Annotated in this window: 28 protein-coding genes and 1 tRNA gene; 23 read left to right on the top strand and 6 right to left on the bottom strand. The window is 67.7% G+C overall.

Annotated features, from left to right (window positions below; genetic code table 11):
* Nucleotides 1–414: 414 nt before the first annotated feature.
* A complete protein-coding gene (locus JHW48_RS02125; RefSeq protein WP_147388038.1) occupies nucleotides 415–609 on the bottom strand; it encodes a hypothetical protein in 195 nt (64 codons plus the stop codon).
* A 277-nt stretch (nucleotides 610–886) separates the two neighbouring features.
* Here JHW48_RS02125 and JHW48_RS02120 point away from each other — a divergent pair, with 277 nt between their 5' ends.
* The 7 genes from JHW48_RS02120 to JHW48_RS02090 all read left to right on the top strand — a co-directional run bounded on the left by JHW48_RS02120 (nucleotide 887) and on the right by JHW48_RS02090 (nucleotide 6,463).
* Complete coding sequence (locus tag JHW48_RS02120) at nucleotides 887–1,432, top strand: hypothetical protein (protein ID WP_119884851.1); 546 nt, start codon at nucleotides 887–889, stop codon at nucleotides 1,430–1,432.
* A 3-nt stretch (nucleotides 1,433–1,435) separates the two neighbouring features.
* A complete protein-coding gene (locus JHW48_RS02115) occupies nucleotides 1,436–2,779 on the top strand; it encodes a phage portal protein (protein ID WP_119884850.1) in 1,344 nt (447 codons plus the stop codon).
* Nucleotides 2,776–4,554 carry a phage major capsid protein gene (locus tag JHW48_RS02110; protein WP_119884849.1) on the top strand — a complete coding sequence of 593 codons (1,779 nt, stop codon included), beginning with the start codon at nucleotides 2,776–2,778 and terminating at the stop codon, nucleotides 4,552–4,554. The genes JHW48_RS02115 and JHW48_RS02110 overlap by 4 nt, the downstream gene beginning before the upstream one ends.
* Entirely contained in the window at nucleotides 4,554–4,769 is a 216-nt protein-coding gene (locus tag JHW48_RS02105; RefSeq protein WP_119884848.1) for a phage head-tail joining protein, read from the top strand. The genes JHW48_RS02110 and JHW48_RS02105 overlap by 1 nt, the downstream gene beginning before the upstream one ends.
* Before the next feature lie 3 nt (nucleotides 4,770–4,772).
* Nucleotides 4,773–5,102, top strand: a complete 330-nt coding sequence (locus JHW48_RS02100) for a DUF2190 family protein (RefSeq protein WP_119884847.1) — start codon at nucleotides 4,773–4,775, stop codon at nucleotides 5,100–5,102.
* Nucleotides 5,103–5,186: 84 nt separating this feature from the next.
* Nucleotides 5,187–5,426 (top strand): helix-turn-helix transcriptional regulator, encoded by a 240-nt coding sequence (locus tag JHW48_RS02095; RefSeq protein WP_119884846.1) that lies wholly within the window; start codon nucleotides 5,187–5,189, stop codon nucleotides 5,424–5,426.
* Nucleotides 5,423–6,463, top strand: coding sequence for a tyrosine-type recombinase/integrase (locus tag JHW48_RS02090; RefSeq protein WP_119884845.1), 1,041 nt, complete (start codon nucleotides 5,423–5,425; stop codon nucleotides 6,461–6,463). The genes JHW48_RS02095 and JHW48_RS02090 overlap by 4 nt, the downstream gene beginning before the upstream one ends.
* A gap of 58 nt (nucleotides 6,464–6,521) precedes the next feature.
* On the opposite strand, the gene JHW48_RS02085 is transcribed toward JHW48_RS02090, so the two are convergent.
* Nucleotides 6,522–6,597, bottom strand: a tRNA-Lys gene (locus JHW48_RS02085).
* Between the two features lie 95 nt (nucleotides 6,598–6,692).
* Here JHW48_RS02085 and dapF point away from each other — a divergent pair.
* The 6 genes from dapF to dxs all read left to right on the top strand — a co-directional run bounded on the left by dapF (nucleotide 6,693) and on the right by dxs (nucleotide 12,855).
* A complete protein-coding gene (dapF, locus tag JHW48_RS02080) occupies nucleotides 6,693–7,520 on the top strand; it encodes a diaminopimelate epimerase (RefSeq protein WP_119884894.1) in 828 nt (275 codons plus the stop codon).
* The gene (gene mtaB, locus JHW48_RS02075) at nucleotides 7,517–8,770 is read left to right on the top strand and encodes a tRNA (N(6)-L-threonylcarbamoyladenosine(37)-C(2))-methylthiotransferase MtaB (protein WP_119884844.1); all 1,254 of its coding nucleotides are present in this window, start codon (nucleotides 7,517–7,519) and stop codon (nucleotides 8,768–8,770) included. The genes dapF and mtaB overlap by 4 nt, the downstream gene beginning before the upstream one ends.
* Nucleotides 8,771–8,893: 123 nt before the next feature.
* Complete coding sequence (locus tag JHW48_RS02070; protein ID WP_119884843.1) at nucleotides 8,894–9,808, top strand: histone deacetylase family protein; 915 nt, start codon at nucleotides 8,894–8,896, stop codon at nucleotides 9,806–9,808.
* Complete coding sequence (locus tag JHW48_RS02065; protein ID WP_119884842.1) at nucleotides 9,805–10,041, top strand: exodeoxyribonuclease VII small subunit; 237 nt, start codon at nucleotides 9,805–9,807, stop codon at nucleotides 10,039–10,041. The genes JHW48_RS02070 and JHW48_RS02065 overlap by 4 nt, the downstream gene beginning before the upstream one ends.
* Nucleotides 10,041–10,904 (top strand): polyprenyl synthetase family protein, encoded by an 864-nt coding sequence (locus JHW48_RS02060; RefSeq protein ID WP_119884841.1) that lies wholly within the window; start codon nucleotides 10,041–10,043, stop codon nucleotides 10,902–10,904. Before JHW48_RS02065 ends, JHW48_RS02060 begins: the two co-directional genes overlap by 1 nt.
* Nucleotides 10,905–10,929: 25 nt before the next feature.
* Entirely contained in the window at nucleotides 10,930–12,855 is a 1,926-nt protein-coding gene (gene dxs, locus JHW48_RS02055) for a 1-deoxy-D-xylulose-5-phosphate synthase (RefSeq protein WP_119884840.1), read from the top strand.
* A 7-nt stretch (nucleotides 12,856–12,862) separates the two neighbouring features.
* Here dxs and JHW48_RS02050 read toward each other — a convergent pair whose 3' ends face one another.
* From JHW48_RS02050 to JHW48_RS02040, 3 genes are read right to left on the bottom strand one after another with little or no spacing between them, the layout of a single operon-like run.
* Nucleotides 12,863–13,957, bottom strand: coding sequence for a pyridoxal phosphate-dependent aminotransferase (locus JHW48_RS02050; protein WP_119884839.1), 1,095 nt, complete (start codon nucleotides 13,955–13,957; stop codon nucleotides 12,863–12,865).
* Complete coding sequence (locus JHW48_RS02045; protein ID WP_119884838.1) at nucleotides 13,957–14,193, bottom strand: Lrp/AsnC ligand binding domain-containing protein; 237 nt, start codon at nucleotides 14,191–14,193, stop codon at nucleotides 13,957–13,959. Before JHW48_RS02045 ends, JHW48_RS02050 begins: the two co-directional genes overlap by 1 nt.
* 22 nt (nucleotides 14,194–14,215) lie before the next feature.
* Entirely contained in the window at nucleotides 14,216–15,589 is a 1,374-nt protein-coding gene (locus JHW48_RS02040; protein ID WP_119884837.1) for an MATE family efflux transporter, read from the bottom strand.
* A 128-nt stretch (nucleotides 15,590–15,717) separates the two neighbouring features.
* Here JHW48_RS02040 and JHW48_RS02035 point away from each other — a divergent pair, with 128 nt between their 5' ends.
* The 10 genes from JHW48_RS02035 (at nucleotide 15,718) to JHW48_RS01990 (ending at nucleotide 25,415) form a co-directional block, all read left to right on the top strand.
* Nucleotides 15,718–16,677 (top strand): aspartate carbamoyltransferase catalytic subunit, encoded by a 960-nt coding sequence (locus JHW48_RS02035; RefSeq protein ID WP_119884836.1) that lies wholly within the window; start codon nucleotides 15,718–15,720, stop codon nucleotides 16,675–16,677.
* A complete protein-coding gene (gene pyrC, locus JHW48_RS02030; RefSeq protein WP_119884835.1) occupies nucleotides 16,677–17,957 on the top strand; it encodes a dihydroorotase in 1,281 nt (426 codons plus the stop codon). Before JHW48_RS02035 ends, pyrC begins: the two co-directional genes overlap by 1 nt.
* Nucleotides 17,954–18,532, top strand: coding sequence for a glycerol-3-phosphate 1-O-acyltransferase PlsY (gene plsY / locus JHW48_RS02025; protein ID WP_119884834.1), 579 nt, complete (start codon nucleotides 17,954–17,956; stop codon nucleotides 18,530–18,532). The genes pyrC and plsY overlap by 4 nt, the downstream gene beginning before the upstream one ends.
* Nucleotides 18,533–18,604: 72 nt before the next feature.
* On the top strand, nucleotides 18,605–19,753 hold the full coding sequence (locus JHW48_RS02020; RefSeq protein ID WP_240637671.1) for a glycosyltransferase: 1,149 nt from the start codon (nucleotides 18,605–18,607) through the stop codon (nucleotides 19,751–19,753).
* Nucleotides 19,754–19,792: 39 nt separating this feature from the next.
* Entirely contained in the window at nucleotides 19,793–21,019 is a 1,227-nt protein-coding gene (locus JHW48_RS02015) for a glutathionylspermidine synthase family protein (protein ID WP_119884833.1), read from the top strand.
* 21 nt (nucleotides 21,020–21,040) lie between these two features.
* Nucleotides 21,041–21,622, top strand: coding sequence for a DUF1190 domain-containing protein (locus JHW48_RS02010; RefSeq protein WP_119884832.1), 582 nt, complete (start codon nucleotides 21,041–21,043; stop codon nucleotides 21,620–21,622).
* 85 nt (nucleotides 21,623–21,707) lie between these two features.
* Nucleotides 21,708–22,613, top strand: a complete 906-nt coding sequence (gene osmF, locus JHW48_RS02005; protein WP_119884831.1) for a glycine betaine ABC transporter substrate-binding protein OsmF — start codon at nucleotides 21,708–21,710, stop codon at nucleotides 22,611–22,613.
* Nucleotides 22,613–23,752 (top strand): ABC transporter permease, encoded by a 1,140-nt coding sequence (locus tag JHW48_RS02000; RefSeq protein WP_119884830.1) that lies wholly within the window; start codon nucleotides 22,613–22,615, stop codon nucleotides 23,750–23,752. Before osmF ends, JHW48_RS02000 begins: the two co-directional genes overlap by 1 nt.
* Nucleotides 23,749–24,684 (top strand): ABC transporter ATP-binding protein, encoded by a 936-nt coding sequence (locus JHW48_RS01995; RefSeq protein WP_119884829.1) that lies wholly within the window; start codon nucleotides 23,749–23,751, stop codon nucleotides 24,682–24,684. Before JHW48_RS02000 ends, JHW48_RS01995 begins: the two co-directional genes overlap by 4 nt.
* Nucleotides 24,681–25,415: an ABC transporter permease gene (locus tag JHW48_RS01990; protein WP_119884828.1), complete on the top strand. Its 735-nt coding sequence runs from the start codon at nucleotides 24,681–24,683 to the stop codon at nucleotides 25,413–25,415. Before JHW48_RS01995 ends, JHW48_RS01990 begins: the two co-directional genes overlap by 4 nt.
* On the opposite strand, the gene JHW48_RS01985 is transcribed toward JHW48_RS01990, so the two are convergent.
* Nucleotides 25,406–26,083 carry a GntR family transcriptional regulator gene (locus tag JHW48_RS01985; RefSeq protein ID WP_119884827.1) on the bottom strand — a complete coding sequence of 226 codons (678 nt, stop codon included), beginning with the start codon at nucleotides 26,081–26,083 and terminating at the stop codon, nucleotides 25,406–25,408. The two genes, JHW48_RS01990 and JHW48_RS01985, sit on opposite strands and share 10 nt — an antisense overlap.
* Nucleotides 26,084–26,139: the final 56 nt, after the last annotated feature.

Raw genomic sequence — 26,139 nt, 5'->3', positions numbered from 1 at the left:
ATAAACCTTTTCATAAGTATGGTCTAATTTGAAAGATATCTCGGAAAATCTGGATACGTAAGTGTCCAGTTTCATAGTTATTCCGCAGTGACGACTTATCACCACTCTTCCAGCGCCACCCCCGTAGCACCGCATATGATGCGGCAAGTCCAGCTTTCTGCTTCGCCACATAAAGTCAGGAACCTTAGCAATATCATAGTAGTTCACATTAGTGAAATATACATACTTATCTTCGTGCAACCGTGTGCTATTTGCCCCAGGAAGGCAGGGCAGCTTGGATAGCGGTAGCAGGCCCTTTGTGGCGATTGAAGGCCAGTCTTCCATATTGAAATAATGATAGAATTTAAAGCTGCTGATACTACACAACGTACGCAGATTTGCCATTTCAATTCACTTTGACCACATAGTTGATTGTCAGTGCACCCGCGTGGGCCGCCACTGCGCCGTTGGCACTGCGCCTAGCCAATCCAAAATGGAGACGGGCGGCGCGATTTGATTCACCTCGAACCAGCGCAATGCAGCAACGCAGGCTAATTGCATCGGCAAGCCGCGGGCGCGCGCTTCTGCAAAGATCTGGCTCACTTCGTAGCGCTGTACTGCTGGCGACATGCTGGCTCCTTTCCCTGTGTGCGATGGGCGGCAGCTTCAAAGAACAACTGCCGCCCTGCGCCTGCGCCTCGGACTCTGATCCCCGATCGCAGGCAGCGCGTTGCGGGGAGATGATCCGCTAGCGCTTTGGTGTGCGGCAGGCCGATCACCCGCCCTGCCGCCTGTTGGCAATCGAAGTCTGGACATGACCAAATAATGCTATCTGCCACGTCGCGTCAAGTTATTTGACACGCCGTGGGAGGTGTGCCATTTATTGGCCGTAGACATGGAGACCTCGATGACCCTGACCTTCCTCGATACGGCCAAAGTCATGGCGTCAGTTGATCGCATGCCTGATGAACAGATGGCGGTTCTGCTGCGTCGGCTTCGCCTGTTCGACGCAAAGGGCCTTGTCCCGGTTCATCGCCAGGACATTGGCCGCCGTGAAGGCCGGCTTGATCTGGTGGGCGCCTGCATGGCGCGGCTGTATTCGGAATTGCTCGATTTTGGCCTTGATGCAGAGACGCTGCGCGGCCTGCGCACCAAACTTGATCTGAACGACATCGACAAGTCGCAGACCCACCTTGCGACTGCCATTGATGCCATCCGCAGCGGTGGCGAGGTCACGCTGTATGTCGAACTGTGGCAGCAATCAGATCCGTGGAAAAAGGGCCTGTCTTTCAGACTGCATGGCCACCGCGCTAAAAACACCCGGGCCGCCAACGCAGTCAAGCTGCACGAACAGATGAAGGGTCTGAAGGTCCGCCTGCTGCTGCCGATCAGCCTGAACCGCCTGCTGGGAGACTTCATTTCAGCCTTTGCTGCTGCCGACACGGGCGCCTGATCCATGGGCATCCTGTCGCGCCTCATAAGCCGCCGCGTTGATCAGCCCCGCCAGGTGCGCATGCTGGAGGGTGCCAGCGGGAAGCGGTGGCCATCGACGCCAGCTTTCGGCGCCACCGGTGGCGAAGTGCTAGCGGGTGCCGCCCAGGTGCGTGGCCGTGCCCGGCATCTGCGCTTCAATGATCCGACCGCCACAAACGCAGCAGAGATACTGCGCACTGCCCTCGTGGGGTACGGCGCAACCCTGACCAGCGGCGAAGAGGTGGTCGACACTGCGTTTGCGGACTGGGCAGCCGACACGCGCCTGGCCTCACTGGAAGGCGAGATGATTGACTCGCTGGCAACGGATGGCGAAGCGCTGATTGTCCTGCGTAGTGACAACAGCGGCGCCCTGCGTCTGCAGCATGTCCCTGCAGAACAACTAGACGAGTCTTACAGCGTCGAATTGGGCGGCGGCCGCTACATCGCAGCGGGCATCGAATATGACACAGACGATCAGCCTGCTGCATACCACTTCCGCCCTGCCCGCCCTACTGATCAGTATCAGACCTTCCGCGCGCCGGTTCGCGTCGATGCGGTCGACGTGCTGCATATCTTTCGCCGTCAAGGCGCAGGCCAGACAAGGGGGCTGTCATGGTTCGCACCGGTCATCCTGCCGTTGAACGAACTGTCGCAGTTGCAGGATGCGCTGCAGGTGACTGCCAAGATCCAGGCCATGATGTGCGGTTTCCTGATCGACCAGAACGGCACGGCGACCAGCCCCCTGGCCGAGGGGGAAAGCCCGCTAGACGTTTCGCTTGAACCTGGCACCATGCGAGTCCTGCCAGCGGGCTGGGATGTGAAATTCACGACGCCACAGCAGATGGCACAATCGGTTGAACTGGTGGCCGTGTCGCTGCGCCAGATTGCGGCTGGCCTGCAGATGCCCGAGTTCCTGCTGTCGGGCGATATGCGTGGGGTGAACTACAGTAGCGCCCGAACCGCCCTGATCCAGTTCCGCAGCCGGATCGAAGCCGTGCAGCATTCTTTACTTGTGCCGGCCTTCTATGCGCCGATCTGGCGCCGCTGGCACCTTTTGGAAAGCTTGCGCGGCGGCGATTGGGCTGATCCCACCACGCCGCTGGAGGTTCACTTTCCGAAACCGCAGTGGGTCGACCCTGAGTCGGATGCAAAAGCGACGCGGGAGATGTTGGCCATGGGCCTGATCAGCCGGCGGCAAGCAGTCGCACAACTTGGATACGACGTGGCCAAAGTCGATGCAGAGATCGCAGCCGATCGGCAGCGCGAAACTGCCATGGGCCTCACCTTCGGCGAAAATCAGACAGAACAAAACGGAATCCAAGCATGAACATCAGGCTTACAGGCGACCCTAAGAAGGCCGATCGCGTAAAACAGATTCCACGTGTAGCCGTTCCCGATCGTGGTTCCATGATGACCCGCGATGCCCCGGCATCTGGCAGTTTCAGCACCGAGTCCCTCGAAATCGAAGCCATCATCGCGACCCGGCACCCGGTGATGCGGCAGGACGCGCGCGGCGTCTACATCGAGATACTTGACCCCACCGGGCTTGTGCTGTCGGGCGACGATTGGCCCCTGCTGGCGGATCACCGCCCCACGGCGCGCGAGACGATCGGCCGGGTGCATGATGTCCGCATTGACGGCGACAACGTACTGGCCCGGCTGCGCTTCAGCGGCGCTGACGACCTTCTGCCGATCCGCCAGCGCGTACAGGACGGCACCCTGCGCGCCTTCAGTGCCGGTTATTCCGTCGAGACCTGGGCCGAAGGCAAGGACGCGAACGGCAATCGCACCAAAACCGCAACCTGCTGGCATCTCAAAGAGGTGTCGCTGGTCGCGATCCCTGCCGACCCAAATGCAACCCGACGGAGTGACTCCATGCCTTTTGACCTCGAAACCCGAACCGCGCTGATTGAGACGCTGCGCGGCGCCTGCAACCTGCCCGACGAATGGGGCGCCGATCTGGACGCAGAAGGCGTCACCGATGACGAGGTGCGCGCAGCTGCCCGCGACGCGATGGCCCAGCGCCAGGCGCCGAAGATCCGCGTCACCCGCGACAACAGCAACCCTGCTGAGATCCAGACCCGAGCGGCAGATGCCCTTGCGTTCCGCATGGCCGGCGGCGATCTGCCCGCGGCCAGCCGCGAATATGTCAACGTGACCCTGCGCGAGATGGCAGCCGATGCCCTGCAGCGTTCCGGTGTCAGCACGCGCGGATTGTCCGCGGACGAGGTGTTCGCGCGCAGCCTCAGCACCTCGGACTTCCCGCTGCTGGTCAGCAATGCCATGGGCAAGGTCGCGGCGCAGGCTTATCAGGCTGCCGAAAGCCCGCTGAAGGCTTTGGCCCGCCAGCGGACGCTGCCGAACTTCAAAACCTCGACTGCGATTCGCATTGGCGAGATGGGCCGCCTGCAAGAGATGACGGAGCACGGCGAATTCACGCATACCAGCCGCGCCGAGGCAGGCGAAACCATGAGCCTGAAGACGTTCGGTCACGCGATCCATGTTAGCCGCAAGCTGCTGATCGACGACGACTTGGGCCTGCTTGGTGACATGACCAGTGCCATGGGCGCGGCAGCAGCACAGACCGAAGCCGAAGAGCTGGTCGCGCTGCTGACCAGAAACCCGGAAATGGCCGACGGCGTGCCTGTCTTCCATGCGTCCCACGGTAACACCGTGGCCGCGCCGCTGTCCGAAACCGCGCTGTCGGCCGCACGTCGGCACATGCGCACCGTGAAGGGGCTGGACGGCGAGACGATCATTGCGGTGAAGCCGCGGTATCTGGTGGTGGGCCCCGAACTGGAAACGGCAGCAGAAAAGCTGCTGGCCGCGATCTATGCCGCGACCACGGACGACGTGAACGTCTTCGCTGCAAAGCTGTCACTGGTCATCGAACCGCGCATCGAAGGCGACGAATGGTTCGTCCTGGGCGATCCCGCCGCCGTGCCGTCGCTGCAATATGCCTATCTGTCCAGCGCGCAGGGCGTGCAGATCCAGCGCCAGGAAGCCTGGGACACGCTGGGCCTGAAGTATCGTGCCTGGCTCGACTTCGGCTGCGGCTGGCTCGACTGGCGCGGCGCCTATCGCTCGACCGGGCTGGTCTAATGGCCAGCGCCGCACAGCTGACCGAATGGCGGGACCGGCTGCAGGATGCGCGGTTCAGTGGCACCCGCGCAGTGCAGGACTCTAACGGCGATCGGGTCGAATACAAATCCGACGCTGAAATGGCGCGCGCTTTGGCTGCCATCGATGCAGAGATCGCAAACCTTCAACAGCGGCGGCTTTCGATCGTCCGCTTCCAGACCTCGAAAGGACTGTAACCCATGGCCCGCAACTTCATTCAAGCCGGTCACAACCTGACCATCCCCGCCCCCGCTGCTGTCCTGTCGGGCGGCGTGGTGATCGCGGGCGACATCCGCGGTGTGGCCTTGATCGATGCAGCGGCAGGCGCCCCCGTCGACGTGTGTGTCGTGGGCTGCTGGGAGCTACCCAAGGTGGCAGCCAACGCCTTCAGCCTTGGCGGGAAGGTCTACTGGAACGCGACGGACAAGCTGGCCACCACGACGGCCAGCGGCAACACCCTGCTGGGATATGCGATCGAAGCGGCCCCGGCTGACAGTGCTGCCGTTAAGGTTCGTCTGCTGACCGCCTAACCTATCGGCCCACAATGGGCCCGATCAGCCGCCGGGGTTTGCGTGTTCCCCGGCGGCTGCCATTCCCTCACTTGAGATGGTCCAATGACCGCGAAGCCCCTGCCAGTTGCACCACTGCCTTTCAAGCGGCTGCTGTCACGGGCGCAGGCTGCGTATTACATCGACATGGGCACGAGTAAGTTCGACCAGCTGGTTACTGATGGACGAATGCCCAAGCCTCTCAGGATTGACTCCCGCCTTGTGTGGGATGTCCGCCAACTAGATTCGGCAATCGACGCGCTGCATGATGCTGATTCCGAACTCAACAGTTGGAGTGATCTATGAGCAAGATCCTGAGAAAGCCGCCCCCGCGATGTAAGATATACACCGATCACCAGGGCAGGGTGCGGCAGTATCACCGCATTACCGGCACGCCTTTGCCCGGTTTGCCGTGGAGTCCGCAGTTCATGGCCGCATGGGAGGCTGCCGAAAAGCGTGCCGCCGCGCCGATCGGTTCCGAACGAACGATAACCGGCACCTTCAATGCCCTCATCGCATCCTATTATCAGACCCCTGACTTCACGGGACTGAGGGATTCGACCAAGCGCACCTATCGCAACATGCTTGAACGTATCAGGACAGAACACGGGCATCGCGTTGTGAAGGAAATGCAGCCGCTGCACATTCAAAAGATTCTGAAAGGCAAGGCCTCTACACCCGCGGCAGCGAACAAGACGCTGGCAATGCTGCGGCTCTTGCTTCGTCACTCAATGGAACTTGGTTGGCGGACTGACAACCCAGCCGTTGGGGCCCGCAAGATACGCCATCGCAGCGGCGGTTTCACGACCTGGGAAGAGTCGCACATTGCGGCTTACATGGCGCATCACAAGCCGGGCACGCGCGCCCATCTGGCTATGATGCTACTGCTGCATACGGGGCAGCGGCGGGGCGACGTAGTGCGGATAGGATTCCATGATCTGCATGAAAGCACGCTGACCGTTCGCCAAAGCAAGACGGGCAGCTTGCTACATCTTCCAGTGCATCCCGATCTTGCAGAGGTGCTGAACACCTTGTCCAGGGAGGCGCCCACGTTTCTGACAACCTCATACGGCACACCGCTGACCGTCGAGTCCTTCGGAAATTGGTTTCGGCGGATGGTCCGTGAGGCGGGTTTGCCGGATAATCTCAGCGCGCATGGACTGCGCAAAGCCGCGTGCCGCCGACTGGCTGAAGCTGGCTGCACGCCTCACGAAATCATGGCTATTTCCGGCCATGCTAGCTTGTCTGAAGTCACGCGCTACACAGTCGCGGCAGGCAAGGATAAACTGGCGCTGCGGGCTATGGCCGCGCTACAATCGAAACCAGAATTGTCTAACGCTTAGGCGCAGTTAGACAACATGCCCCGCAGGCATTTGACGCTAAACGATAAAAGGAAGTCAGTGGTGAGCCCAACAGGATTCGAACCTGTGACCCACTGATTAAAAGTCAGTTGCTCTACCAACTGAGCTATGGGCCCATCACGAGGCGGTACCTAGGGGTGTGGGCCGGTGGGGTCAAGGGAAAAAATGCGCCCATCTGGCGGAATCTTTTCGGGGGGTCTATATCGCGCCCATGACACAGGCTTTGGCAAACGGACTGCCCTTCCTCAAGATGCACGGGTTGGGCAATGACTTCGTGGTTCTGGATCTGCGCGGCGGGCTGGATCGGCCCGCGGCGGGTCTGGTCGCGCGCATCGCGGACCGGCATCGCGGCGTGGGCTTCGACCAGCTGGCGGGGGTCGAGGATTGCGACGATGCCGATGCGCGGCTGGTCTTCTGGAACGCGGACGGGTCGATCTCGGCCGCCTGCGGCAATGCCACGCGTTGCATCGCGCGCTGGCTGATGGACCAGACGGGCGCGCGGGCGCTGCGCCTGCGCACGGATCACGGCATGCTGTTGGCCGAGGATGCGGGCGGGGGGCTGACCCGCGTGAACATGGGGCCGCCGGTGCTGGACTGGCGCGCGATCCCGCTGGCGCGTGACGTGGATATCGACCATCTGCCGATCGCGGGCGATCCGGTCGCGACCGGCATGGGCAATCCGCATGTGACCTTCTTCGTGGATGACGCCGATTCCGTCGATCTGGACCGCTTCGGGCCCGAGCATGAGCATCACCCTCTCTATCCCCAACGCACCAATGTCGAGGTCGTGCAGGTCCTGTCCCGCGACGCGATCCGGCTGAGGATCTGGGAACGCGGGACGGGGCCGACGCTGGCATCGGGCTCGTGCTCCTGCGCGGCGGTGGTGGCGGCCGCCCGGCGCGGGCTGACGGATCAGCGGGTAACGGTGCATGTGCCGGGCGGGCAATTGCTGATCGACTGGCGCGAGGACGGCGTCTGGATGGAGGGGCCGACCACCATCGTCTTCGAGGGGCGGCTGACGCCTGCGTGGCTGGCATGAGCGCGCCCGTCTTCTCGACCCTGGGCTGCCGCCTGAACGCCTATGAGACCGAGGCCATGCGCGAGATGGCCGAGGCTGCCGGCCTGTCCGGCGCGGTCGTGGTCAACACCTGCGCGGTGACCGCCGAGGCGGTGCGCAAGGCCCGTCAGGAGATCCGCCGCCTGTCGCGCGAGAATCCCGGCGTGCCGGTCATCGTCACCGGCTGTGCCGCCCAGACCGAGCCCGAGACCTTTGCCGCCATGCCCGAGGTGACCCGCGTCATCGGCAACCATGAGAAGATGCAGCCCGCCACCTGGGCCGCGATGCAGGCCCCCGACCTGATCGGCGAGACCGAGAAGGTCGTCGTGGACGACATCATGTCGGTGCGCGAGACGGCGGGCCATCTGATCGACGGCTTCGGGCGGCATCGGGCCTATGTGCAGGTCCAGAACGGCTGCGATCACCGCTGCACCTTCTGCATCATCCCCTATGGTCGCGGCAATTCGCGATCCGTGCCGGCGGGCGTGGTGGTCGAGCAGATCAAGCGTCTGGTTGGGCGCGGCTTCAACGAGGTCGTGCTGACCGGGGTCGATCTGACCAGCTGGGGCGCGGACCTGCCGGGCACGCCGCGGCTTGGCGATCTGGTCATGCGCATCCTTCGGCTGGTGCCGGACCTGCCGCGCCTGCGGATTTCCTCGATCGATTCGATCGAGGCGGATGAGAACCTGATGCTGGCCATCGCGACCGAGCCGCGCCTGATGCCGCATCTGCACCTGTCGCTGCAGGCGGGCGACGACATGATCCTGAAGCGGATGAAGCGCCGCCATCTGCGCGACGACGCCATCGCCTTTTGCGAGGAGGCGCGGCGGCTGCGGCCCGACATGATCTTCGGCGCGGACATCATCGCCGGTTTCCCGACCGAGACCGAGGCGATGTTCGACAACAGCGTGAAGCTGGTCGCGGATTGCGGGCTGACCTTTCTGCATGTCTTCCCCTATTCGGCGCGCAAGGGGACGCCCGCCGCGCGCATGCCCGCCGTGCAGGGCCCCGCGATCCGCGACCGCGCCGCGCGGCTGCGGGCGGCGGGGGATGCGGCGCTGCGCGCGCATCTTGGGGCGCAGGTCGGGCGGGTTCATCGGGTGCTGACCGAGGGACCGCGGCTTGGGCGGACCGAGCAGTTCACCGAGGTGGCCTTTGCCGAGGATCAGCCGGAGGGGGCGCTGATGAGCGTGACGGTCGCGGGTCATGACGGGCAGCGGCTGACGGTCTGAGGCGTGAAAAGGGGGCTCCGCCCCCCGCCCTGCGGGCTTCCCCCCGGGGTATTTGCGCAACGGAGAAATGGCGGGTTGCCGGGATGGGCGGGGGCTTTTAGCCTGTCGGTCCGGAGGAGAGGAATGACCGTGATCCTGTATTCCCATGAGAGCGCACGCCGCCATGTGACGCCCGAAGGCCATCCCGAGCAGGTGGCCCGGTATGATGCCGTGATGGCCGCCCTGGACGGGCTGGCGCTGGAGCGGCGCGAGGCACCTTTGGCGTCGGATGCCGAGCTGCTGCGCTGTCATCCCGCCGGCTATCTGCAGGGGCTGCGCGATGCGGTGCCCGAGGCGGGCACGCGCCAGATCGACGCCGATACGCATCTGTCGCCGGGCAGCCTGGAGCCTGCGCTGCGCGCCGTGGGCGGGGCCTGCGCGGCGGTGGACGCGGTGCTGGCGGGCGAGGCGCGGCGCGCATTCGTGGCCATGCGCCCGCCCGGACATCATGCCGAGGCCGAGGTCTCGATGGGGTTCTGCCTGTTCGGCACGGTGGCGATCGCCGCCAAGCGGGCGCTGGACCATCACGCGCTGGAGCGCGTGGCCGTGCTGGATTTCGACGTGCATCACGGAAACGGCACGCAGGCGCTGCTGTGGGACGAGCCGCGGGTGCTGTTCGTCAGCAGCCAGCAATCGCCGCTCTGGCCGGGGACAGGGGCTGTGTCCGAGCGGGGCGCGCATGGGCAGGTGGTCAATCTGCCGCTGCCGCCGGGATCGGATGGCGGGCTGGCGCGGGCGGAATGGCGCCCGGCCTTGGAGCGGATGCGCGACCTTGCGCCGCAGCTGGTGCTGATCTCGGCCGGGTTCGACGCGCATGGCGACGATCCCCTGGCCCAGCTGGACTGGGACGATGACGATTACGCCGGTCTGACGCGCGACATCCTGGACGCGGCGGGCGGGGCCCCGGTGGTATCCTGCCTGGAAGGCGGCTATGATCTGGACGCGCTTGGCCGTGCGGTGCGGGCGCATGTGACGACGCTGATGGAGACCGAGAGATGAGCGATATCACCACCCTGTCCTTCGAGGAGGCGATGCGCGAGCTGGAGGCCACCGTCGGCAAGCTGGAGACCGGCGAGGCGACGCTGGAGGAATCCATCGCGCTCTATGAACGCGGGGCGGCGCTGCGGGCGCATTGCGACCAGCGTCTGCGCGAGGCCGAGGAGCGGGTCGAGAAGATCACCCTGGCCGCCAATGGCCAGCCCACCGGCACCACCCCGGCCGAGGGTCTGTGATGCGGGACCGTCTGGCCCGCGATGCGGGTCTGGTCCAGGACGAGCTGGACCGGGTCATCGCGACCCTGCCGCCGGGCGATCTGCGCGACGCGATGGGCTATGCCGTCCGGGGCGGCAAGCGGCTGCGCGCCTTTCTGGTGATGGAATCGGCGCGGCTGCATGGCATGTCCGACGATGCGGCCCTGCCCGTAGCGGCGGCGGTCGAGGCGCTGCATGCCTACAGCCTGGTCCATGACGACCTGCCGGCGATGGATGACGACGACCTGCGCCGCGGCCAGCCGACCGTGCATGTCACATGGACCGAGGCCACCGCCATCCTGGCGGGCGACGCGCTGCAGACACTGGCCTTCCAGATGCTAGCCGATCCGCGCGTGGGCGATGCCGCGACCCGGATCGCGCTGGTCGCGGCGCTGGCCCGGGCCTCCGGGGCGGCGGGCATGGTCTGGGGCCAGGCCCTGGACATCGCGGCCGAAAGCGCGGGCACGCCCCTGGATCTGGACCAGATCACCGAATTGCAGGGCGGCAAGACCGGCGCGCTGATCCGCTTTTCCGCCGTCGCGGGTGCGCTGATCGCGGGCCGCGACCCCGCCCCGATGGATCGCTATGCCACCGCCCTGGGCCTGGCCTTCCAGATCGCCGACGACATCCTGGATGTCGAGGGATACGAGACCGTCACCGGCAAGCGCGTCGGCAAGGATGCCGATGCGGGCAAGGCAACCTTCGTCTCGCTGATGGGTCTGGACGGGGCGCGGGCCGAGGCGCGGCGTCTTGTCACCGTCGGCATCGACGCGCTGGCCGATTATGGTCCCGCGGCCGGAAACTTGCACGAGCTTGCGCGTTTCGTTATCGAGCGCGACACCTGAACGCCCGCCCCGAGGAGGGCCAGCCATGACCGAACGACCCAAGACGCCGCTTCTGGACCGCGTGTCCCTGCCCTCGGACCTCAAATCCCTGAGCGATGACCAGCTGGAACAGCTGGCCGACGAGCTGCGATCCGAGACGATCAGCGCGGTCAGCGTGACCGGCGGCCATCTGGGTGCGGGCCTGGGCGTGGTCGAGCTGACCGTGGCGCTGCATGCGGTCTTCGACGCGCCGCGCGACAAGATCATCTGGGACGTGGGCCATCAATGCTATCCGCACAAGATCCTGACCGGGCGGCGCGACCGCATCCGCACCCTGCGGATGGGCGGGGGCCTGGCGGGGTTCACCAAGCGGGCGGAAAGCCCCTATGACCCGTTCGGGGCGGGCCATTCCTCGACCTCGATCAGCGCGGCCCTGGGTTTCGCCATGGCGCGGGAACTGGGCGGCGATCCGGGTGATGCGGTCGCGGTGATCGGCGATGGCGCCATGAGCGCGGGCATGGCCTATGAGGCGCTGAACAATGCCGGTCATGAGGGCAAGCGCCTGTTCGTGATCCTGAACGACAACGAGATGTCCATCGCGCCCCCCGTGGGCGCCATGTCGGCCTATCTGACCCGGCTCTATGCCGGCGGCCCGTTCCAGGAGCTGAAGGCCGTGGCCAAGGGCGCCGTCGGCATGCTGCCCGAGGCGCTGCAGGAAGGTGCCCGCCGCGCGCGCGACATGCTGAAGGGCATGGCCGTCGGCGGCACCATGTTCGAGGAGCTGGGATTTTCCTATATCGGCCCGGTGGACGGGCATGACATGGCCCAGCTGCTGCCCCTGCTGCGCACGGTGCGGGCGCGGGCCGACGGGCCGGTGCTGATCCATGTGGTGACCAAGAAGGGCAAGGGCTATGCCCCCGCGGAATCCGCCGCCGACCGGGGTCATGCGACCGGCAAGTTCGACATGGTCACCGGCGTGCAGGCCAAGGCGAAATCCAACGCGCCCAGCTATACCTCGGTCTTCGCCAAGGCGCTGATCGACGAGGGCGGCCGCGACGACCGCATCCTGGCCGTGACCGCCGCCATGCCCGACGGCACCGGCCTGAAGCAGTTCGCGCAGCGTTTCCCGCGCCGCTGCTTCGACGTGGGCATCGCCGAACAGCATGCGGTGACCTTCTGCGCCGGTCTGGCGGCGGGGGGGATGAAGCCCTTCTGCGCGATCTATTCGACCTTCCTTCAGCGCGGCTATGACCAGGTGGTCCATGACGTCGCGGTCCAGGGCCTGCCGGTGCGCTTTGCCATCGACCGCGCCGGTCTGGTGGGTCAGGACGGGCCGACCCATTCGGGCGCCTATGACATCGCCTTCCTGGCCAACCTGCCCGGCTTCGTGGTCATGGCCGCCGCCGACGAGGCCGAGCTGGTCCATATGGTCGCCACCGCCGCCGCCCATGACAGCGGCCCCATCGCCTTCCGCTTTCCGCGCGGCGAGGGCACCGGGGTCGAGATGCCCGAACGCGGCCAGGTCCTGCCCATCGGCAAGGGCCGCATGATCGCCGAGGGCAAGGGCGTGGCCATCCTGTCCTTCGGCACGCGCCTCTCTGAGGTGATGACCGCGCGCGAGGCGCTGATGGCCCGGGGTATCACGCCCACGGTTGCCGATGCGCGGTTCGCCAAGCCGCTGGACCGCGACCTGATCCTGTCCTTGGCGCGCGACCACGACGCGCTGATCACCATCGAAGAAGGCGCCGTCGGCGGCTTCGGCAGCCATGTCGCCCAGCTGCTGGCCGATGAGGGGGTCTTCGACCACGGGCTGCGCTTCCGGTCCATGGTTCTGCCCGATGCCTTCGTCGATCACGACGCGCCGCGGGCGATGTATGACACCTCGGCGCTGAACGCCCAGCATATCGAGGAAAAGGTCCTGTCGGTCTTGGGGATCGACGATCTGCAGGCGCGGCGCGGCGACCGCGCCTGAGCGGCCCCTATCCCGCGCGGTCCATCGCGCGGGGCAGGGCGTCCTCCAGCACGTCCAGCTCGTGGATCGGGGCCGCGCTGATGCGGATGCAGCGGTCCAGGGGCGCTGTGCCCGGCATGCGGGCAAAGACCCCCTCCCCGGCCAGCGCCGCGATCAGGGCGCGGGCATGGTCCCCGTCGCGGCCCGTGTCCAGCGCCACGAAATTCGTGGCCGATGGCAGGGCGGTCAGCCCGTTCGCCGCAGCGATGGCCGCGATGCGGTCGCGGGCGGCGGCGACCTCGGCCACCACATGGGCCAGCCAGCCGGGGTCGGCCAGCGCCGCCAAGGCCCCCGCCTGCGCGATGCGGTTCACGCCGAAATGGTTGCGGATGCGGGCGAAGCCCGCGATCAGCTCCGGCGCGCCCATCGCATAGCCGATCCGCGCGCCCGCCAGCCCGTAAGCCTTGGAGAATGTCCGCATGCGGATCACGCGGGGATCATCCGCCGCGATCCGCGGCACGGCCGCGGCGGGGGCGAATTCCGCATAGGCCTCGTCCAGCACCAGCAGGCAGTCGGGCGGCAGGCGGTCCAGCATGGCCTCGATCACCGGGCCCTCGTGCCAGCTGCCCATCGGGTTGTCGGGATTGGCCAGATAGATCAGCCGCGCGCCGGTCGCATGGGCGCGCTCCAGCAGGGCCTCGGGGTCCTCGGCATCGTCGCGATAGGGGACCTTGTGCAGCACGCCGCCAAAGCCCGCGACGTGATAATTGAACGTCGGATAGGCCCCGTCCGAGGTCACCACCGCATCGCCCGGCGCCACCATCAGCCGGACCAGGTTGCCCAGCAGCCCGTCGATCCCCTCGCCCACCAGGATATTGCCCGGCGCGACCCGGTGATGATCGGCCAGCGCATGGGTCAGCTCATGGCTGGGCGCGTCGCCGTATTTCCAGACCTGGCCCACGGCCTCGCGCATGGCACGGGCGGCGAGCGGGCTGGGTCCGAAGGCGCTCTCATTGGCGCCCAGACGGGCGGCGAAGGGGACGCCGCGGCGGCGCTCCAGCTCCTCGGGGCCGATGAAGGGGACGGTCGCGGGCAGGCCCGCAGGCAGGGGCGCGAACCGCATCAGAAGGCGCGGAAGGTCATCGTGGTCAGCGTGCGGCTGATATGGGGAATGTCGAACAGCCGGTCCGACAAGAAACGGCCGACATCCTGATCCTCGGGGATGTAGACCTTGGCGATCAGGTCGTAATCGCCCGAGGTGGAATAGAGTTCGCTGACCACCTCGCGGTCATAGATTGCCTCGGCCACCTGATAGGTCTTGCCGGGCTCGCAGCGGAACTGGACGAAAACGGGGCGCATCGGTCTCTCCTTTGCGGGCAGGTTAGACCGGGGCCTGCGCGCGGGTCCAGTCCCCCCGCGCATGCCCCGCCCAGAAGCGGCGCATCAGCAGGACCGCTGCCACCGTCAGCCCCGCGCAGAGGCCCAGCCACAGCCCCGCCGGCCCCAGGCCAAGCGGAAAGGCCAGCGCCCAAGCCACCGGCATGCCGATGCCCCAATAGCTGAAGCCCGCGATCCACATCGGCACCTGCGTGTCCTGGACCCCGCGCAGGAAGCCCAGGGCCACGACCTGAAACGCATCGGTCAGCTGGAACAGCGCGGCATACATCAAGAGCATCGCGCCAAGCGCCACGATCTGCGGGGCCTGCGGATCGGTCGGGTCCAGATAGAGCCGCACCAGATCCTCGGCCGCGACCAGATAGAGGATGATGAACAGCACCGAAAAGACCAGCGACATCCAACAGACCGTCAGCGCCGCGTCGCGCATCCAAGCGCGGTCGCCGCGCCCTTTGGCCTGGCCCACCCGCACGGTCGCGGCATTGGACAGGCCCAGATGCGCCATGAAGGTGATCGAGGTGATCTGCAGCGCGATCCCGTGCGCGGCCAGCTGCGCCGTGCCGATCCAGCCCATCATGATGTTGGATGCGACGAACAGCCCGCCCTCGGCCACCATGGTCAGCCCGATGGGCCAGCCGATCCGGGCCACCTGCCCCATCGCCTGCCAGTCGGGCCGCCAGAAGCGCTGGAACAGCTTGTATTGCCGCGCCAAGGGCAGCCATGCGGCATAGCCCGCCAGCGCGGCCAGCTGGACGACCTGCACCGTCACCGAAGCGATGGCCGCCCCGCGCACGCCCAGTTCCGGCGCGCCCAGATTGCCGAAGATCAGCACCCAGTTCAGAAACAAGTTCAGCGGCAGGCCCGCCAGCGTCACCCACATGACGATCTGCGTGCGTTCCAGCGCCGCCAGATAGGAGGCCAGCGTCAGCTGCCCCAGCACGATCCCCAGGCCCCAGCCCGCGATGCGCAGGTAATCCTGCGCCAAGGCCGCGACCACGGGCGACTGGCCCAGGCCCAGCAGGATCGGCTCGGCGAACCACATGGCGGGCATGACGGCCAGCGCGAAGCCCGCCCCCAGCCACAGCGCCATGCGGGTGCCGCGCCGCACCTCGGTGTCGCGGCCCGCGGCCACGTCGGCGGCGATGATCCCCATGACGCCCGTGCCGAAGCCCATGCCCAGAAAGAACAGGATGTGAAAGAAGCTGGTCGCGATGACCAGGGCGGCCAAGGGCTCGACCCCGTACCAGCCGATCATGACCGTGTCGCCCACCCCGATGGCCATGCGCGCCAGATGGCTGCCGATCAGCGGCAGACCCAACGACAGCGTCGCAAGAACATGGGGGCGGTATCGGTGTTGCATCCCATCGCCATATCCCGCCGCCCCGCATGCGGCAAGAGGCGCTTTGCACGACCTGCAACGCCCCGCCCGCTTGCCGCCCCTGCCCCCATCTGCGATAGATCGCGCGACCCCCACCCATGAGGCCCCGCATGAGCTTTCGCGCCCGCCACCTTCTGGGCATCGACCACCTGAAGCCCGACGAGATCGTGTCGCTGCTGGATCTGGCCGAGGATTACGTCACCCTCAACCGCCGCACGGTCAAGCATTCCGATGCGCTGGCCGGCATGACCCAGATCAACATGTTCTTCGAGAACTCGACCCGGACCCAGGCCAGCTTCGAGCTGGCGGGCAAGCGCTTGGGCGCCGACGTGATGAACATGGCCGTCGCGCAGTCATCGGTGAAGAAGGGCGAGACGCTGATCGACACGGCGCTGACGCTGAACGCGATGCAGCCCGACCTGCTGGTCGTGCGCCACCCCCATTCCGGCGCGGTGAACCTGCTGGCCGAAAAGGTGAACTGCGCCGTCATCAACGCGGGCGACGGGCGGCATGAACATCCGACGCAAGCCCTGCTGGACGCGCTGACGATCCGCCGCGCCAAGGGGCGGCTGCAACGGCTGACCATCGCGATCTGCGGCGACATCGCCCACAGCCGGGTGGCCCGGTCGAACCTGATCCTGTTGGGCAAGATGGAAAACCGCATCCGCCTGATCGGCCCCGCCACCCTGATGCCCGCCGGCGTGGCGGAGATGGGGGTCGAGCTGTATGAGGACATGCGCGAGGGCCTGAAGGGCGCCGATGTGGTGATGATGCTGCGCCTGCAGAAGGAGCGGATGGATGGCGGCTTCATCCCCTCGGAACGGGAATATTTCCACCGCTTTGGCCTGGATGCCGAAAAGCTGGCCTTGGCCGCGCCAGATGCCATTGTCATGCACCCGGGCCCGATGAACCGGGGCGTCGAGATCGACGGCACCATCGCCGACGACATCAACCGCAGCGTCATCCAGGACCAGGTCGAGATGGGCGTCGCCGTCCGCATGGCGGCCCTCGACCTGCTGGCCCGCAACCTGCGCGCCGCCCGTGGCCGCGCCGCCGCCGGAGAGCCGTGATGGACCTGATCTTCCGCAATGCCCGCCTGATCGACCCCGAGGCGCAGACCGACGACCTTGGCAGCCTGCGCGTCACCGATGGCCTGATCGCCGGACGCGGCGCGCCCGAGGAACCCGCCCCCGAATGCGCGACCGTGATCGATTGCCGCAACCGCGCTCTGGCGCCCGGCCTGATCGATTGGGGCGTCAAGATCGGCGAGCCGGGCGAGCGTCACAAGGAGAGCTTTCGCAGCGCGGGCCGCGCGGCGGCGGCGGGCGGCGTCACCACGATCATCGCGCGCCCCGACACCACGCCCCCCATCGACACCCCCGAGGCGCTGGAATTCGTCGCCCGCCGCGCCAGCGACGCGCCCGTGAACATCCGCCACATGGCCGCCCTGACCAAATCCCGCGAGGGCCGCGAGATGGTCGAGATCGGCTTTCTGACCGATCTGGGCGCGGTGGCCTTTACCGACGGCGTGCGCGTGGTGCGCGACAGCAAGCTGCTGGGCCGCTGCATGACCTATGCGCGGGGTCTGGACGCGCTGATCATGGGCCATCCGCAGGACCCGTCCCTGTCCCACGGGGCGGTGGCGACCAGCGGCAAGTTCGCCTCGCTCTACGGCATCCCCGCCGTCTCCCCCATGGCCGAGGTCATGGGCCTGGACCGCGACCTGGCGCTGGTCGCGATGACGCGCGGGCGCTATCACGCCGACCAGATCACCGTGGCCGCCAGCCTGCCGGCGCTGACGCGGGCGCGCGATGCGGGGCTGGACGTGACGGCGGGGATCTCGATCCACCACCTGACGCTGAACGAGTTCGATGTGGGCGACTACCGGACCTTCTTCCGCTTCACCCCGCCGCTGCGGTCCGAGGATGACCGCCTGTCCATGGTCGATGCCGTGGCCCAGGGCCTGATCGACACCATCGCCAGCTTTCACACGCCACAGGACGAGGAATCCAAGCGCCTGCCCTTCGAGGCCGCGGCCCCCGGCGCGGTGGGGTTGCAGACCCTGCTGCCCGCCGCGCTGCGCCTCTATCATCAGGGCGGGTTGACCCTGCCGCAGCTGTTCCGCGCCATGGCGCTGAACCCCGCGCGCCGCCTGCGCCTGCCCGCAGGGCGGCTGTCTGACGGCGCCCCCGCCGATCTGGTCCTCTTCGATCCCGACGCGCCCTTCGTGCTGGACCGCTTCGCGCTGCTGTCGAAATCCAAGAACACCCCCTTTGACGGTGCGCGGATGCAGGGGCGGGTCCTCGGCACCTGGGTCGCAGGCACCCCCGTATTCGGAGACCATTCATGATCCTCTGGGCGATCTTCGGCTATCTTCTGGGCTCGGTCCCCTTCGGGCTGGTTATCACGCGGGCCCTGGGCCTGGGCGACCTGCGCCAGATCGGGTCGGGCAATATCGGCGCGACCAATGTGCTGCGGACCGGGAACAAGGGCGCGGCCTTGGCCACCCTGCTGCTGGACAGCGGCAAGGGCGCCATCGCCGTCCTGCTGGCCCGCCATTTCGGGGGCGAGACCGCCGCCGTCCTGGCCGGGGGCGCGGCGTTTCTGGGCCATTGCTTCCCCGTCTGGCTGCGGTTTCAGGGCGGCAAGGGGGTCGCGACCTTCCTCGGGACGCTGATCGCGCTGTGCTGGCCCGTGGGCCTGATCGCCTGCGCGACCTGGGCGCTGACGGCGGCGATCAGCCGGATCAGCAGCCTCAGCGCGCTGCTGGCCGCCGCGCTGGCGCCGGTCTTTGCCTGGGGGCTGGGGCGGCTGGACATCGCCGCGGTCGCGGTCTTCATGGCGGCGCTCATCTTTCTGCGCCACCACGCCAACATCACCCGCCTGATGGCGGGAACCGAGCCGCGGATCGGCCGCAAGGACTGATCTTTCGCAAAGGGGCGAACCGGCGGGGGTTCCTGGGGGTTCCCCCATGAAGCCCCCATCCAGGCCCGCCCCATGACCCATCCCGACCGGCCCCGCCTGCGCATCGCGGTCCTGGCCCATTGCCGCCACCCGATCGCGCCCCCCTTCATGGGCGGGATGGAGGCCCATGCCCATGCCCTGGCCCGCGGCCTGCAGGCGCGCGGCCATGACGTGACGCTGATCGCATCGGGCGACAGCGCAGGGGACGTGCCGCTGATCCCGCTGATGGACCGTCATTACGACGCCGATTATCCGTGGCACCAATGGCACGGCACGCCCGTTCTGAACGCCCATCTGGACCGCCACCACCAGGCCTGCCTGGAGCGGGTGGCCGGGATGGGCTTCGACATCATCCACAACAACAGCCTGCACCGCTTTCCCCCGCGCATGGCGCGGGCGGCGCGGGTGCCGATGGTGACCTCGCTGCATGTGCCGCCCTTCGACACGCTGCTGCGCGCGGTGCGCGACAGCATCGCGCCCTGGCACCTGGTCACCGGCTGTTCGGCCAGCCATCTGGCGGGGTATTTCCCCGAAGGCCCGCCCGATCACGCCCATGTGCTGGCCAACGGGATCGATCCCGCGGCCTGGCCCTTTTCGCCCCAAGGCGACGGCAGCGCGATCTGGGCCGGGCGCATCACGCCCGACAAGGCGCCGCATCTGGCGATCCGCGCGGCGCGGCGCGCGGGCCTGCCCCTGCGCCTGCATGGCGTGGTCGAGGACCGCCCCTATTTCGACCGCATGATCCGCCCGCATCTGTCGGACGGCATCCGCTTTGACGGCCACCTGCCCTCCGACGGGCTGGCGCGCGCCTTGGGGCGGGCCTCGGTCCTGCTGTTCACGCCGCAATGGGACGAACCCTTCGGCCTGACCGCGATCGAGGCGATGGCCTGCGGCACCCCGGTCGCCGCCATCCCCCGCGGCGCCGTGGCCGAGGTGCTGGGCCCCGCGGGCCGCCTGTCGGACCCCGAGGGCGGCGATCTGGACCGCGCGCTGATCGCGGCGCTGCGCATCCCCCGCCACCTGCCTCGCGACCGGGTGCTGGCGCATTTCAGCCTGGACGCGATGATCGACCGGCTGGAGCTGCTCTATCGCCGGGCGATCGCGGCGCGCGACATGCCCGCGCCCCCCGTCGCCTATCCGCCCATCGCGCTGCCCCCCGGCCTGGTCCGCGCGACGACCTGACCACTGGCCCTTTCGGGCCCCGCAGGCTAGACAGGCGCCATGCGCAAGATCCAGATCCCCGAACGCCCCGACCTGGCCGAAAAGGCCGCCGAGGTCGGCTTCACCTTCGCCACCATGCATGGCGAGCCCTATTGGGACGAGACCTCGGCCTATTGCTTCACGCTTGACCAGATCGAGACCGATCTGGAGGCCCCCGCGACCGAGCTGCACGCCATGTCCCGCGAGGCGGTGGACCGGATCGTCGCCTCCGAGGCGCTGATGGCCCGCATGGGCATCCCCGCCCCCCATATGGACCTGATCGCCGACAGCTGGGCGCGCAACGAACCCGAGATCTATGGCCGGATGGACCTGGCCTATGACGGCACCGGCCCGGCCAAGCTGCTGGAATACAATGCCGACACGCCGACCTCGCTTTATGAATCCGCGGCCTTTCAGTGGCAATGGCTGGAGGATCAGATCGCGGCCGGCCACCTGCCCCAGGGTTCGGACCAGTTCAACGGCATCCACGAGGCGCTGGTCGAGCGGTTCCGCGATCTGTTCGCGCCCGATACCGACATCCATTTCACCGCCGCGGCCGACAATCCCGAGGATTACGCCACCGTCGAATCCATGGCCTGGGCCGCGCGCGAGGCCGGGATGGGCGCGCATTTCAGCGACCTCGCCGCCTTGGGCGTCAGCGCCGACGGCCAGTTCCTGGATGCCGACAGCCGGGTGATCGGGACGCTGTTCAAGCTGTATCCATGGGAAGATCTGCTGGCCGACGATTACGCGCGCCATATCGCGGGGTCGGGCTGCATGTTCCTGGAACCTGCCTGGAAGGCCGTGGTGTCCAACAAGGGCCTGCTGCCCGTCCTGTGGCAGATGTTCGAGAACCACCCCAACCTGCTGCCCGCCTTCTTCGCCGATGACGTGGCCCCGGCGTTGGTCGATGGCGGCCGCCCGGACCCCTCGGTCGCCCCGGCCTTCGACCGGGTGGGCGGGCCGTTGCGCCGCGCGCATGTGGTCAAGCCGATCTTTTCGCGCGAAGGGGCGGGCGTCACTATCGTCGAGGATGGCGAGGTGACCGAGGCATCCGAGGCGCGCGATTACGACCGCCATGCGCGGATCGTGCAGGCCTATCACCCGCTGCCCGAATTCGACGGCTTCCGCCCGGTCATCGGCGCCTGGATCGCCGGCCATGATTGCGTGGGCATCGGCATCCGCGAGGACCGCGCCCGCATCACCCAGGACCTGTCGCGATTCAAGCCGCATGTCATCGCGGCCTGACCGCCAGAAGGAGAGGACCAGATGAGAAAACGTTCCAGAACCGTCGCCCTGACCCTGCTGGGGGCCGCCGCATTCACCGTCGCCGGCTGCCGCGAGGAACAGGTCGACGCCCAGGCCTTTCCCGACCTGGCCAGCTGTCAGGCGGCCGCCGCGCAGGGGGGCCTGTTCACCGCCGCCGAATGCAACCAGGCCTTTGCCGAGGCCGAGACGCTGCATGTCGAATCCGCCCCCCGCTATGACAGCCTGGAGGTCTGCGAGGAACAGCACGGCGCCGGCAATTGCGGGTCCGAGGCCCAGCAGGCCGGCGGGTCGGGCAGCATCTTCATGCCGCTGCTGGCCGGTTACCTGATCGGCAGCATGCTGGGCCGCGCGACCGGGGGCATGGCCGCGTCCCAGCCCATGTATCGCAACGCGCAGGGCGGGTTCACCAATGCTTCCGGCACCACGAATTTCGGCAGCAATGCGGGCCGCGCGCAGATGGGCGCCCAGAGCTTCGCCCGCCCCGCCGCCACTGCGGGCCAGCCGCCGATGACGCGCGCCAATGCGGCATCGCGTGGGGGGTTCGGATCCTCGGGCGGCACGCGCAGCAGCTTCGGCGGCTGATCGGGCATCGGGCGGGAACCAAACCGCCCGATCCGCATTTCCTGTCTTGCGCGCCGTCATGCGCCCTTGGGACCAGGAGATCCGGATGAAAGCCACCACCCCCCTCGCCGCGTTGATGATCGCGATGGGCCTGCCCGCCATGGCGCAGACGATCACCGTGTCGTCCAAGATCGATACCGAAGGCGGGTTGCTGGGCAACATGATCCTGATGGCGCTGCAGGCCAATGACCTGCCCGTCGAGGACCGTCTGCAGCTGGGCGGCACGCCGATCATGCGCGACGCGATCACCTCGGGCCAGATCGACATCTATCCCGAATACACCGCCAACGGCGCCTTCTTCTTCAACGAGGCCGACAGCGAGGTCTGGAAGGACGCGCAGGCGGGCTTCGACCGTGTCTCCGAGCTGGACATGGAGCAGAACGAGATCGTCTGGCTGAAGCCCGCCCCCGCCAACAACACCTGGGCCATCGCCCTGCGCCAGGACCTGGCGCAGGAGAACGGTCTGGAGAGCATGTCCCAGATGGGCGAATGGATCGCCGGGGGCGGCGCGATCAAGCTGGCCGCATCGACCGAATTCGTGACCTCGTCCGCGGCGCTGCCGGCATTCCAGGACACTTACGGCTTTGCCCTGACGCCCGATCAGCTGGTCCAGCTGTCGGGTGGCGATACGGCGGCCACCATTGCGGCGGCGGCGCAGCAGACCTCGGGCGTGAACGCGGCGATGGTCTATGGCACGGATGGCGGCATCGCGCCCGCCGGTCTGGTCGTCATGGATGACGATCAGGGCGTCCAGCCCGTCTATCAGCCCGCCCCGATCATCCGCTCCGAGATCCTGGAGGCCCATCCCCAGATCCGCGACATCCTGGCCCCGGTCTTCGACACGCTGGACTTGGAGACCCTGCAGGAGCTGAACGGCCGCATCCAGATCGGCGGCGAGCCCGCCGATGTCGTCGCCCGCGACCACCTGACCCAAGCGGGTCTGATCGACTGATGCGCCCCCGGCTGGACCGGCCCGGCCTTCTGTTCGCCGCGATCGGACTGGCCGGGCTGATCCTGCCCTTGGTGCAGTTCAAGCCGAACCGCATCGTCCTGGGCGAGGGCATCGCCCTTCATGCCGCCCTGCCTTGGGGAGCCGCGCTGACCGCCGCCCTGGCCGCTCTGCTGGTCCTGGGCTGCCTGCGTTGGCCCGCCGCCCTGCGCACCGCGCTTGCCGTGCCCGCGCTGGCGGCGGCGATGCTGGCCTTGGGTGCTGCGGCCCATCACCTGACGCCCGCCGACAACACCTTGGCCCGCGTGGCCCCGGCATCGGGCTTCTGGCTGCTGATCCTGGCCTTTGCGCTGATGCTGGCGGATGCGCTGTCGCGGCTGCGCCCGGCGCTGTGGCTGCGCTGGTGCCTGCTGGCGGCGGCGGTCGCGGCGCTGGCCGCGATCCTGGGATCGGGCGCGCTGGACGGGGTGTCTGTCATGCGCGAATACGCCGCCCGCCAGGACGCCTTCCTGCGCGAGGCGCGGGCCCATCTGATGCTGGCCTTCGGATCGCTCGGGCTGGCGCTGCTGGTGGGCCTGCCCCTGGGCGTCGCGATCTATCAGGCGCGGCGGCTGCGGGGGCCGGTCCTGTCGGTGCTGAATATCCTGCAGACCATCCCGTCGCTGGCGCTGTTCGGGGTGATGATCCCGATCTTCGGCTGGATCGCGGCCAATGTGCCGGGCGCGGCCCAGGCCGGGGTCGCGGGGATCGGCGTCTTTCCGGCGCTGGTGGCGCTGTTTCTCTATTCCCTGCTGCCGGTCGTGTCGAACACGCTGACCGGGCTGACCGGCGTGAACCCCGCCACGCGCGAGGCCGCGATCGGCCTGGGCCTGACCCGCGGCCAGGTGCTGGCCCAGGTGCTGATCCCGCTGGCCCTGCCGGTGCTGCTGGCGGCGGTCAGGATCGTGCTCGTCCATAATATCGGGCTGGCGGTCATCGCCGGGCTGATCGGCGGCGGCGGCTTCGGCACCTTCGTCTTCCAGGGCCTGAACCAGACGGCGATGGATCTGGTTCTGCTGGGGGCCCTGCCCACCATCGCGCTGGCCCTGACCGCCGGCATCGCCCTTGACCTGCTGGTCCAGTCCAGCCGGAGGACTGCATGATCCAGATCCAGAACCTGACCCGCATCTATGACGGCCGCGCCGCGGTGGACGATGTCAGCCTGACGGTCGAGGCGGGCCAGATCGCGGCCCTGGTCGGCACGTCGGGGTCCGGCAAGACGACGCTGCTGCGGATGATCAACCGGCTGGTCGAACCCTCCAGCGGCCAGGTCCTGATCGACGGGCAGGACACGCGGCAGGTGGCGCCGCATCTGCTGCGCCGCCGCATCGGCTATGCGATCCAAGGCCACGGCCTGTTCCCGCATCGCACGGTGGGCCAGAACATCGCCACCGTCCCGCGCCTGCTGGGCTGGAACCAGGCCGCGATCCGCGACCGTGTGGACGAGCTGCTGTCCCTGTTCCAGATGGAGCCCGACCAGTTCCGCGACCGCATGCCCCATGAGCTGTCGGGCGGCCAGCAGCAGCGCGTGGGCGTGGCCCGCGCCTTGGCGGCAAAGCCCGACCTTTTGCTGATGGACGAACCCTTCGGCGCGCTGGACCCGGTGATCCGCGCCAAGGCCCAGGCCGATCTGCGCGACATCCAGCGCCGGCTCGGCACCACGCTGATTCTGGTCACCCATGACATGGAGGAGGCCGTCACCCTGGGCGACCGCATCGCCGTCATGGACAAGGGCCGCCTGGTCCAATACGCCCCCCCGTCCGAGATCCTGACCGCCCCCGCCACGCCCTTCGTGCGCGACCTGATCGGGCTGGACCAGCGGCCCTTTCACCTGCTGTCGCTGACGCCCGCCCATGCGCTGGCGCGCGACGGCCAGGCCGAGGGCCCCGCCCTGCCGCGCGGGGCCACCCTGCGCGACGCGCTGGCCGAATGCCTGTGGAGCGGGCGCGACGCCCTGCCGGTTGAGGGGGGCGGCGTCATCACCTTGGCCGCGCTGCGCGCCCAGGCCGCGCCCCAAGCCCGGGCGGCGGAATGACGGGACGCATCCTGCTGGGGCTGGCGGCTGCGGTGCTGCTGGCATTCCTGGTCGCGCCGGGCTGGTTCGCGCCGGTCTTTCAGCCCTTCACCCGCAACAACGCGCCCGCGATCTATGTCCAGACCCCGATCTGGTCGCTCACCCTGTCGCATCTGGCGCTGGTCGCGGTGGCGGTGGCGGCATCGACCGTGGTGGCGCTGGTCCTGGCCATCCTGGTCACCCGGCCCGCGGGGCGCGAATTCCTGCCCTTGGCGCGCACCATCACCAGCGTGGGCCAGACCTTTCCGCCGGTCGCGGTGCTGGCCTTGGCCGTGCCGATCATGGGCTTCGGCGCGGGGCCCACGCTGGTGGCGCTGTTCCTCTATGGCCTGCTGCCGGTCTTCGAGAACACGCTGGCGGGTCTGACCGCCCAGCCCGCCCAAGTGTCGGAGGCCGCGCGCGGCATGGGCCTGACCCCGCGCCAGCGGCTGTGGCAGGTGGACCTGCCCTTGGCCCTGCCGGTGATTCTGGGGGGCATGCGGCTGACGGCGGTGATCTCGCTCGGGACGGCCACGATCGGATCGACCGTGGCCGCCCGCACCTTGGGCGAGGTGATCATCGCGGGCCTTTTGTCATCGAACACCGCCTTCGTGCTGCAGGGCGGGCTGGTCGTGGGCATCATCGCGGTGCTGATCCACGAGGGGTTCCAGGCCTTGGAACGCCGCGCCCGCGCGCGGATCGGTCAGGCCTGACGCCGCAGCGCCGCCGCCAGCCCGTCCGTCGCGGGCGGCGGGTCGTCGAACCGGATCCCCGCCTCGATATGGCGCAGATGCGCGTCCAGCAGCGACAGGGCCGCATCCTCGTCCCGCGCGGCGACGGCGGCGACGATGCCCGCATGTTCATCCTCGGCGCAGAGCGTCCGGTGACCCCGCCCGTAAAGCCCGATGATCAGCGAGGAGCGCATCGTCAGCTCGTCCAGATAGCGGGCCATGACGCGGTTGCGCCCGATCCGCGCCAGCAGCAGGTGAAAGCCGCGCGACAGCCGGATCAGCGCGGGGCGGTTGTCATGGCCGCGGGCCGCGTCCTCCTGCGCCAGATGGGCGGCCAGGTCGGCCAGGTCGCCCGCATCGGCCAGGCGCACGGCATTGCGGCAGATCGTGGCCTCGATCGCGCGGCGGGCCTGGAACACATCGCGCGCGTCGCGGGGCGTGGGCGTGGCGACATAGGCGCCGCGATTGGGCAGGTGATCGACCACCTGCCACCCCGTCAGGATCGACAACGCGCGCCGCACATGCGCGCGGTTGCAGCCGAACAGGTCCGATATCGCCTGTTCCCCCAGCTTGGTGCCCGCAGGCAGCCGCTGGTCGGCGATGGCGTCCAGGATGCTGTCCGCGATCAGGGTCTCGAAGGGCTTGTCCATGCGCCCAAATTGCACCTTCCGGGGGCGTACGCAACATTCTTCCGCGCCGATATCCG

Origin of the sequence: Paracoccus aestuarii (assembly GCF_028553885.1) — a bacterium.
GTDB classification, from domain to species: Bacteria; Pseudomonadota; Alphaproteobacteria; order Rhodobacterales; family Rhodobacteraceae; genus Paracoccus; species Paracoccus aestuarii.
Note: the sequence above shows the minus strand (reverse complement) of the source record. Positions and strands in the feature narration are given on the sequence as shown.

Bases quoted from the DNA above. Each gene is read 5' to 3' on its own strand.
- JHW48_RS02125 (WP_147388038.1), bottom strand. From the start codon at position 609: ATGTCGCCAGCAGTACAGCGCTACGAAGTGAGCCAGATCTTTGCAGAA.
- JHW48_RS02120 (WP_119884851.1), top strand. From the start codon at position 887: ATGACCCTGACCTTCCTCGATACGGCCAAAGTCATGGCGTCAGTTGAT.
- JHW48_RS02115 (WP_119884850.1), top strand. From the start codon at position 1,436: ATGGGCATCCTGTCGCGCCTCATAAGCCGCCGCGTTGATCAGCCCCGC.
- JHW48_RS02110 (WP_119884849.1), top strand. From the start codon at position 2,776: ATGAACATCAGGCTTACAGGCGACCCTAAGAAGGCCGATCGCGTAAAA.
- JHW48_RS02105 (WP_119884848.1), top strand. From the start codon at position 4,554: ATGGCCAGCGCCGCACAGCTGACCGAATGGCGGGACCGGCTGCAGGAT.
- JHW48_RS02100 (WP_119884847.1), top strand. From the start codon at position 4,773: ATGGCCCGCAACTTCATTCAAGCCGGTCACAACCTGACCATCCCCGCC.
- JHW48_RS02095 (WP_119884846.1), top strand. From the start codon at position 5,187: ATGACCGCGAAGCCCCTGCCAGTTGCACCACTGCCTTTCAAGCGGCTG.
- JHW48_RS02090 (WP_119884845.1), top strand. From the start codon at position 5,423: ATGAGCAAGATCCTGAGAAAGCCGCCCCCGCGATGTAAGATATACACC.
- dapF (WP_119884894.1), top strand. From the start codon at position 6,693: ATGACACAGGCTTTGGCAAACGGACTGCCCTTCCTCAAGATGCACGGG.
- mtaB (WP_119884844.1), top strand. From the start codon at position 7,517: ATGAGCGCGCCCGTCTTCTCGACCCTGGGCTGCCGCCTGAACGCCTAT.
- JHW48_RS02070 (WP_119884843.1), top strand. From the start codon at position 8,894: ATGACCGTGATCCTGTATTCCCATGAGAGCGCACGCCGCCATGTGACG.
- JHW48_RS02065 (WP_119884842.1), top strand. From the start codon at position 9,805: ATGAGCGATATCACCACCCTGTCCTTCGAGGAGGCGATGCGCGAGCTG.
- JHW48_RS02060 (WP_119884841.1), top strand. From the start codon at position 10,041: ATGCGGGACCGTCTGGCCCGCGATGCGGGTCTGGTCCAGGACGAGCTG.
- dxs (WP_119884840.1), top strand. From the start codon at position 10,930: ATGACCGAACGACCCAAGACGCCGCTTCTGGACCGCGTGTCCCTGCCC.
- JHW48_RS02050 (WP_119884839.1), bottom strand. From the start codon at position 13,957: ATGCGGTTCGCGCCCCTGCCTGCGGGCCTGCCCGCGACCGTCCCCTTC.
- JHW48_RS02045 (WP_119884838.1), bottom strand. From the start codon at position 14,193: ATGCGCCCCGTTTTCGTCCAGTTCCGCTGCGAGCCCGGCAAGACCTAT.
- JHW48_RS02040 (WP_119884837.1), bottom strand. From the start codon at position 15,589: ATGCAACACCGATACCGCCCCCATGTTCTTGCGACGCTGTCGTTGGGT.
- JHW48_RS02035 (WP_119884836.1), top strand. From the start codon at position 15,718: ATGAGCTTTCGCGCCCGCCACCTTCTGGGCATCGACCACCTGAAGCCC.
- pyrC (WP_119884835.1), top strand. From the start codon at position 16,677: ATGGACCTGATCTTCCGCAATGCCCGCCTGATCGACCCCGAGGCGCAG.
- plsY (WP_119884834.1), top strand. From the start codon at position 17,954: ATGATCCTCTGGGCGATCTTCGGCTATCTTCTGGGCTCGGTCCCCTTC.
- JHW48_RS02020 (WP_240637671.1), top strand. From the start codon at position 18,605: ATGACCCATCCCGACCGGCCCCGCCTGCGCATCGCGGTCCTGGCCCAT.
- JHW48_RS02015 (WP_119884833.1), top strand. From the start codon at position 19,793: ATGCGCAAGATCCAGATCCCCGAACGCCCCGACCTGGCCGAAAAGGCC.
- JHW48_RS02010 (WP_119884832.1), top strand. From the start codon at position 21,041: ATGAGAAAACGTTCCAGAACCGTCGCCCTGACCCTGCTGGGGGCCGCC.
- osmF (WP_119884831.1), top strand. From the start codon at position 21,708: ATGAAAGCCACCACCCCCCTCGCCGCGTTGATGATCGCGATGGGCCTG.
- JHW48_RS02000 (WP_119884830.1), top strand. From the start codon at position 22,613: ATGCGCCCCCGGCTGGACCGGCCCGGCCTTCTGTTCGCCGCGATCGGA.
- JHW48_RS01995 (WP_119884829.1), top strand. From the start codon at position 23,749: ATGATCCAGATCCAGAACCTGACCCGCATCTATGACGGCCGCGCCGCG.
- JHW48_RS01990 (WP_119884828.1), top strand. From the start codon at position 24,681: ATGACGGGACGCATCCTGCTGGGGCTGGCGGCTGCGGTGCTGCTGGCA.
- JHW48_RS01985 (WP_119884827.1), bottom strand. From the start codon at position 26,083: ATGGACAAGCCCTTCGAGACCCTGATCGCGGACAGCATCCTGGACGCC.